Origin of the sequence: Streptomyces sp. NPDC048523, assembly GCF_043199815.1 — a bacterium.
Taxonomy (GTDB): domain Bacteria; phylum Actinomycetota; class Actinomycetes; order Streptomycetales; family Streptomycetaceae; genus Streptomyces.
In genome coordinates, this window is sequence record NZ_JBICWQ010000019.1 from 57434 (window position 1) to 65566 (window position 8133).

At 68.0% G+C, this 8133-nt stretch carries 4 protein-coding genes; 1 reads left to right on the forward strand and 3 read right to left on the reverse strand.

Annotation, left to right across the window (positions count from 1 at the left end):
• The 3 genes from ACGFWE_RS42930 to ACGFWE_RS42940 all read right to left on the reverse strand — a co-directional run.
• On the reverse strand, positions 1 to 2929 hold a 2929-nt coding region (locus ACGFWE_RS42930; RefSeq protein WP_393606065.1), incomplete at its 3' end, for a hypothetical protein.
• A 15-nt stretch (positions 2930 to 2944) separates the two neighbouring features.
• Positions 2945 to 4486, reverse strand: coding sequence for a hypothetical protein (locus ACGFWE_RS42935; protein ID WP_393606067.1), 1542 nt, complete (start codon positions 4484 to 4486; stop codon positions 2945 to 2947).
• A gap of 272 nt (positions 4487 to 4758) precedes the next feature.
• Complete coding sequence (locus ACGFWE_RS42940) at positions 4759 to 5685, reverse strand: hypothetical protein (RefSeq protein ID WP_393606069.1); 927 nt, start codon at positions 5683 to 5685, stop codon at positions 4759 to 4761.
• A gap of 390 nt (positions 5686 to 6075) precedes the next feature.
• Here ACGFWE_RS42940 and ACGFWE_RS42945 point away from each other — a divergent pair, with 390 nt between their 5' ends.
• Positions 6076 to 7464 (forward strand): hypothetical protein, encoded by a 1389-nt coding sequence (locus ACGFWE_RS42945; protein ID WP_393606071.1) that lies wholly within the window; start codon positions 6076 to 6078, stop codon positions 7462 to 7464.
• Positions 7465 to 8133: the final 669 nt, after the last annotated feature.

The window sequence follows — 8133 nt, forward strand, 5'->3', positions numbered from 1 at the left end:
CGAACCCCACCAGCGCCCGCACTCCGAGGGGGTGGCCGGTGTGGATGTCGCTGTCCGGTAGTCCGGTGGCGGGGTTCCAGATGTGCACCCTCTGGTCGTCGGCGCCGGTGGTGGCGAGGCGGGGGGTGCCGTCGGCGGCGGTGAACCCCACCAGCGCCCGCACTCCGAGGGGGTGGCCGGTGTGGATGTCGCTGTCCGGTAGTCCGGTGGCGGGGTTCCAGATGTGCACCCTCTGGTCGCCGGCGCCGGTGGTGGCCAGGCGGGGGGTGCCGTCGGCCGCGGCGAACCCCACCATCATGTGCACCCGGTGGAGGTGGCCGATGTCAATGTCGCCGTCCGGTAGTCCGGTGGCGGGGTTCCAGATGTGCACCCTCTGGTCGTCGGCGCCGGTGGTGGCCAGGCGGGGGGTGCCGTCGGCCGCGTCGAACACCAGCAGCGCGCGCGCAGTTCCGGTGTGCCCGGTGAGTTGGAGGGAAAGCTGGCGTCGTTGGACGGACGCTGTGAGCACGGTGGCGCATGGCCCTGTTGAGGCGGGAACCGGTGCTTCGGTAGGGGGTGCGGTTCCTTGGACGTACGTCGTGCCGAGACGACGCCACCACTGCCGCCATGCAGTGACCGCGAGGGCTGACTCGGCGGATGTAGAGCTGGAGTGGGCGAGGTGCTGGAGTAGGACGGTTCCCGCGATGGCAGGTGGCAGTACGTGTGCGGGAACGTGGTTGACGGCGGCTGTGACGCTGGTGAGGTCCAGGGTGTCGAGTACGCCGGGGTGGTCGGCGAGGGTTCGGAAGGACCCTGCGGGGTCACCGAGGCGGGCGTGCCCGGCGAGATGGTAGCGGATGTAGGGATTGATATCGGGGGGTGGCATTGGGACGGTGGTCTGGCCCGCTGGGGTGTCGAGGATCTGCTGGGCGCGCTGAGTGAGGGCAGTGCAGAGGGCGACGTGGGCTTCGGTGGAGCCAGGTGCGTTGATGAAGTGTTCGGCGAAGGTGCGGTGGGCCAGGCGGTAGACGGTCTGCCCGTATTCCTGGTCCAGGGCAAGGTAGGGGGCGGCGTCGCGCAGCAGCTGTGGGATGGCGTTGCTGATGGCCGTGGGCGTGGGTGTAAGGGCGCCGGCGGAGAGGGCCCAGATGTCGTCTTGATCGGGAATGCCGCGGCCCTGGGCGAGACCGAGAGCGTGGAGCAGGGGGGTGTAGGCGGGGTTGGCGTGGTGTAGGCGGTCGAGGGCGCGGGTGAAGAGCTGGCGGTGGGTTTGGCCGATGAGGGGGGTGGGGTCGGTGATGAGGTGGGTGTTGCGCAGAAGTTCGTGGGCGGCTAGACGGACATAGAGGAATTGTTGTGGTTCGGTGCCGGCCTGGTGGTGGTCAGCGAGGAGGAGGACGGTGTCGGCAATCTGCTCGTCGTCGACGTCGAGTTTGGCGGCACTCAGTTTGGCGCGTAGGTATCCGGCGAAGGCCTCCCGGTCCTGGATCACTTCCAGGCACTGGACATGGCTGGCGCGCTGGCTGTCGGCCGACGGTGGCAGGGAGCGGAGAGCGTCAAGAAGGTTGGTGTCGGCGGGTGCTGGCTGGTCGGGGCCTTCGTGGGTGGAGCTGCGGGTGCCGATGATGACGCGGATCGTTGGAAGAGAGGCGAGAGGCCGTAGGAGGACATCAGCGATGGTGAGGGGCTGCTCGGCCTCGTCGAGCGCGTCGAGCAGGAGGGTCAGCGGGGTTCCTCGTGTGTGAAGCTGTCCGATTAGCCGGTCGGCGAGATCGGCTGCTGGCTGGCCGCTGGCGGCGTCCCGGGTGATGTCAGGCAGGTCGGCGGCGGTGGCGATGAGCTCGACTGTGCGGGCGAGAGTGAGGCCAGCGAGGTGGGCGACAACGTCGAAAGGGTCCTGGGGGCAGACGACTCCTTGGGGCAGTGGCTGCAGGTGCCCGTGGCGGATGAGGATGTCGCGGAGCTGGCTGCGGGTATGCAGGAGAATGTGCCCGAGCAGCGCGGACTTGCCCGCGCCAGCGCGCCCGGTCACGACCAGGGCGCCGTGGGTGGTGGTGGTCAGCCAGCGCAGGATGCGGTCACGTTCGAGGGTGCGCCCGTGGAAATACCAGGCGAGTTCACCGAGTTCGGCGCCGGACGCCTTGGGGACGAAGTGACGTTGTTCGTCGGTGGGGAGCTGGTCGAGGATCGCTTGGATCTCGGCCAGTTGGTCCAGGGGGGCTGAGACGGCGGTGGCGGCGTCGGGGGCGTTGCGGACGAGAGCGTGCCGGTCGTCGTCGACGGTTTCGTTGCTGCGGTAGCTGTAGCGATTAGGGGTGAGTTGGGCGCCGAGGGTGGCGAGGCCGATGGTCGCCTGTCCGCGGAAGGTGACTGTGAGGGCACGCTCGAGGAGGCGCGTGAAGTCGCCGAGTTCGGCGGGTGCTTGGGCGGCAGTGGACAACAGCAGGTAGCCGCTGGCAGCAGAGTGCTTGCTGAGGAGTTCGCGGTGGACGCTACGGGCGAAGTCGCGGGAGTAGCAGGCGTCAAGGACAACGATCGCCCAGTTGCCCGCGGCGGCGGGGTGGACTTGGCGGCTCCCGATGGCGTGGGCGATGTCCTGCGGAGTGACGCCGTCGTCCACTGGGGCCGCGGTGCTGTAGTGGGCGAGGTGGGTGGCCGTTCCGTGGCCGACCCAGTAAAGCAGCGTGTTGCCGCTGCACTCGGGGGCGGCCGGCTTCTTCCACGTGCCGAGCCGGGTCTCCACCGCCTGCCGGTTCCGTTCCTTCGCCGGGGTCTGCCACGGGCTGGTGCGCACGCCGTACGGGGCGAGCAGGGCGGCGATGGCCTGCACCTGCTCTTCGGTCTTCAGGTCGGGGTGGTGCTCGTAGGCTGTGAAGCTGATCGGGAAGAGCTCGACCCCACTGTGGGCGGTGCTCTCCGGGGTATCAGTTGTCCTGTCGGGAGTTGTCACGTGCGGCTGCCGGGGTCAGGCATCGGGCGGGCTGACGAGGAGGAGCTGGGTGATGGGAACGTGGCCTCCCGTGTCCAGAACTACCCGGTACAGGTCGGCCGCATCGGGGATGAACCGGGCGGACAGAGTCCCGTTGGGGTTATCCGGACCGTAGCGGAGTTCGAGCGGGGGGCCCGGTCGGCCGGTCGTGGCGCTGTGGACGCTGAGGCTGGCGCCTGCGGGTGTATCCAGACCGGTGACCTGCAGGGGAACTGGCTGGCCGATCAATCCACCGAGATGAGGAGTGGTCAGGCCGGGCCTGGCGCCGTCGTCGCCGGGCAGGTAGGCGTTCTTCTCGCGTTCCAGCGCCGTCCGGCGGACCTGGCGTAGAACTTCGTCGTGGCAGGTCAGCGTGCCGTGCTGCCCGAACACGTACGTGACCGCCTCGGTGCCGATCTTGGCGGAGGGTTCATGGACGGTTCCGTCTCCGAAGGTGTTGCGCCGGGCGGGGATGCCAGTGCGGGGATCCCTGAGAACCTCGCGGTCCTCGCCGATATCGAAGGCGTAATGACGGCCGGCGGCGACCGGTCGGCCGAATCGGACCTCCTCCTCCAGGGTCTGGACGGTGTCTTGGGCTTCCCCGACGATCGCCCGGTGGCTGGGCATTGTGAAGGTGTGCTCGCGGTAGCGGGCAAACTCGGCAAGGGATCGGGCGGCCAGGTGTTCGTTGCCGCCGAACCGGGCCACTTCGGCGGGGGTCAGGCGGTCGACGTCCAGGCCGCGGTCCAGGCAGCGGTAGCCGGGCAGCAGATCGTGAACACCCGGCAGCGTCACCGCCATCCTGTGCACGTGCCGTACTAGCCAGGCCGGTCTTGCCTCGGCCTGCAGGACGTTGAGGGCGATGACGGCCTTGGCCGAGCCGAGAAACGGCGTCCCAATCGTGATCACCGCCCGGGTGTCGGCGGCAAGCTCCGGGTCCTGCTCCAGAGCGGCGCGCACCACGAGTCCGCCCATGGAGTGGGCGGCAAACACCAGCCGCGGCAGCTGCACCCCGGCCGCACGCCAGTCAGTCCGCCCGGCGACCTGCTCCCGCCACCGCCGCAGGTGCGCGCGAGCCGCGTGAGCCAGCAACGCGCCGTTGTAGGAGACGGCCAGACGCCAGTCATACGGGAAGGGCGCTACCGCCTGCGGGGCCAGCGTGACCTGCTGCAAGGCTCCGGTTAGAGAGGTGTAGGGGTCGAGGCCTTCGAAGACGGGCAGCCACCAGGGAGTCGAGAGAAGTGCGGTGGCCCGGATGCGGGTCAAAGGACGATGCCGGGCCGTGTCGGCATCCGCGGCCTGCTCCTCGGCAGTTGCGTGCAGGGAACTGAGGGAACCTTTGCCGGTGAGCGGGTTGGTGAGCATCGACAGGTCGACGCCCCACAGCCGGATGCCGGTCGCGGTGTCCTGGAGGACGCTGCCCATGATGCCCGGCACCACCACGCAGGCGTCCCGGGTTCGATTGTCGAACACAGGCGGCGCCATCGCATACGGCACGGCACCGCGGTACCCATCGAAGCCATCCCCCACGGTCACCATGGAGACTGACGATAGGGCAACACAGCGGTTGAAATGCCGAAATCGGCGAAGGTTGAGGAAGGAACAGGAGCTCCTCGGGTCAGCCATGGCATTGACGCGTTGGCCAGCGGGTTGTGACCAGGGTCCGGCCGTACGGCCTGGCCGACGGCCAGCCCCCGGCAAGGTCCTTTGGGTCGGCGACATCGTCCAGGACGATCAGCCACCGGTAGGGCTTCGCTTTGGCTTTGGGGCTCAGCCAGGCCCGGAATGCCTGCGCTCGCAGGCCCGGATGGCTACCAGCGGTCTGTGATGGTCTTTGCGACCTGCGCGACGCCGGGGTCGAGTGGGGAGGCGGCGACCAGAGCTGCCTGATCTCTACGGCGGGCGTGGGTTGCCAGGTCGTGGTCGCCGACGTGTACGTGTCCCAGGAGCGGGATGCCGGCGGCAGCCATATTGGCTTCGACGGCGTGGATGAAGCCGGGTTCGGGCTCTGCGGCCGGAAGTTGGCGGCTGCCGCTGATCATGCCGAGGAATGCGGTGGGGCGGTGGTAGAGGAAGTTGAGGTGCCGCTCGCGAAGCAGTGCGGCACTCTGCTCTGGGGTGAGCGGATGTTCTTGGCGTTCTTCCGGTACCGCACCGTGGGTGAGGGTCTCGGTGACCGGGGCGCCGTTGGTGGCGGCGAGCACGACGAAGTGGTCCACGAGGTCGCGGTGCGGCCAGGTCGGGCGGCCCATGAGCACGATGGAGTCGAAGTGGCGGCGCCCCAACTGGAGCGCGTCGCGGAGCGGGCTGTCGTCGGTCGTGAGGTACTTCGGGTCGGCGGGCCGAGTCGACCAGGGCGTGTGCTGTTCGACCAGCAGCCCACCCTGGTCCCGGCCGGTGCCGGCCTTCCACAGCAGGGTGCTGCGGTACCCGGGCCACTCCTGCAGCCGCTGCTCGGCGGCCTTGCGTTCCCGGGCGCGGCGGGAGTACAGCGCCATGTTGATCCCGGACGGCTTGTACTCGTGCACCAGCAACACCCGCATTCCCTGCCGCGCCCACGCGGCCGCGATCTGCACCGCGAGCGTGCTGAGCTCGTACCGGTCCTCGAGCAGGAACTGCACCGTGCGCCCGTTGCGGGAGGGCGGTGCCGTGCGGCGGACCTGGGTGTAGCGGACGCCGGCCGCCTGCTGTGCCTTGCGGGCGCGGGCCTTGGGGCCGCTCGCACCGGACTTGGTCATGAGGATCGATCTCCGCTCCAGGGCCCCCGCCGCCCCGCAGAGTCGACGACGCGCGGGCATGGGCGAACAAGTGCGGGACCGTCCCTGGAACCGATTCGGTTCCGGTGTCCTTGGCCTGGTGCATGACCGGTGCGGGGTACCGGACGCAGGCTCGCGGCGTGCGCATCCTGCCGCAGCCCAGAACCTAGCGGCCCAGCAGATCAACGAGACGGAACGACACCCCCCGAAGCAGTCCGCTGCACCTACGTGGTCGCCCGGGAGCGGATCGTCGGCACTCTGACCGCGGCGCAGACCTCGCACGGCTCCGACGATGTCCTCCGACCTGACCTGGGCACGCGCCATTTGTGAGAAGGCATGGATTGGAGTGCTCGACTGTCCCATCATCGTGTGATGGCTGATCTTATGGACGTGCCGCGACTGCGTGGTCTGATCGACGAGTTCCTCGCTGGCGCCTATGAACATCACGGCCATCAGGACTTGCCTGCGCTCTGCGAGCGGCTCCGCCTGCCTCAGCCGCCTCCCCAGGAGGGCCACACCAAACACCAGCGGCTGTCGGCCAGTCTGCAGGCCTGTCCCGACGACGGCCTGGAGGCGGTCGCTGAGGCCGTTCTCGAGAGTCAGCCGCTGGCAGCGTGGGAGCGCAACCGGCTGGAGGACGTGCTGTGGCTGGGGCGCCCCCACGTGCGGATCCCGGGCCGCACGCGGCGTGAATTGGCGAGGGAATTCGACTTGTCCGGTCATCTCAACTACCCCGACCGTTTCATGGCGCTGCTAGGCCGAATCTGGGATCTGGGCGACGATCTGCGGGGCTCGTGGGACCAATCCGCACCGGCCTTGAGCGACGAGATCCAGCGCCACGTGATCAGGTTCCAGGAGGACTGGACGACCGAGTACCTTTTCGAGCAACTGCATGCCTTCGAAGCCCCTGATCCCCGCTTCGGGCACTTCCTCGAAGGACTGGCGTCCCCTACCACCCTGCCCGACGAGCAGGCCCAGCGCCGTTTCGTTGACCTAGTGAACAAGCATCTGCAGCCGGTGGGCGCGCAGCTGCGCCTCGAAGGAGAACAGGACGGCTATCCGCTGTTCCAGCTCATCCAGTTCGGTCAGGGAACGGGCCGACGGCCGCGGAATCTGATCTTTGCCACCTTGGGCAAGCCCGACATCCGCTTCACCAGCGCCCTCGACAACGACATCGAGATCGCAGAACGCTCCGATCAGGTCCTGGTCTACGACCGGCCGGTCGGCAAGAACGGGCTGCGGTGGCGTGAGCTGCTCGCTTGGTGGCAGGAGACCAGGGAGATCAGCGACCCGGAGCGGGCGACCTGGTCCCTCTACGACCGTATGCACGCTTCCCTGCCCCGCGAGTCCGACGGGCAGAAGAATCTGTTCTGGCTGTACCACAACATCTACCGGGAGGACTTGAGTGCGGTCCCCGCTCTCCTTCCGGAGGTATGGGTGCACTGGGATCCGAGGACGGTTCGTGAGCGAGGTGCGCTTGCTCTGCAGAATCTGCGCATGGACTTCCTCATGCTGCTGCCGGGTAACCGGCGGGTCGTACTGGAGGTCGACGGCAGGCAGCACTACACGCGCAAGGAGGGAACCGTGCCTGACGGCGCGAAGTACGCTGCCACCATGGCTGGCGATCGGGACCTGAAGTTTCGCGGATACGAAGTCTTCCGGTTCGGCCACGATGAGCTTCGTGACCGCGGCCAAGCCCGGCCCGTCGTCACAGAGTTCTTCCGAACCCTCCTCGACCGATCATCCAGCGAGCCTCACTAGCACGGGGAAAGGCCGGGGCACACGAGCAGGTCAACATCTTGGTCGAGCGCCTTCCTGCAGCAGACACTTCGATCTCTTCATCAATCTTGGCCGCAGCGGCTGGCGGTTCCGGCACGGACGTGAACCTGACGGGAGTGCGGCCCCCTCGTGGGCTTGGGACGATCTGGACTGAACCTGCACGCACAGGACACGGCAATAGAGCCCAGTGGGACCTACGCGATCGCCGAGGGGCTCTGTGGGGGGTCTTGCGGTGGTGTGGCCTCCGGAGAGGCTCCAGGGATGTTGACCGCTGCCTGGATGAAGCCGTCGACGACGCGGTGGAGGGCGGGGACGTGCTCGGGGGCGGGAACTCGTTTGGCGAGATGCTCGGCCGCGAGGAGATAGCCGCCTGCAAGGGGTTCACGAAAGTAGAAGCGGGCCTGTTCAACAGAGACGCGGTAGGTGGCAAGGAGGGTTGCCGAGACGTATCCGCTGAGCGCGGAGATGAAGGCGGTCAGCGAGGCGAGAGTGATGGCAGTGGCGGTGTTGTGCGTCAGGACAACGGTGACGGCGCCGGCGAGGACGAGAACTGCAGTGAGCCTCCGCCAACTTGAAGTCGCTGCTCAAAGGACTGGCGTGCTGGTCTGTCGGCGTACTCCCGCTGGTCGTGGACGGCAGTCCACGAAGTAG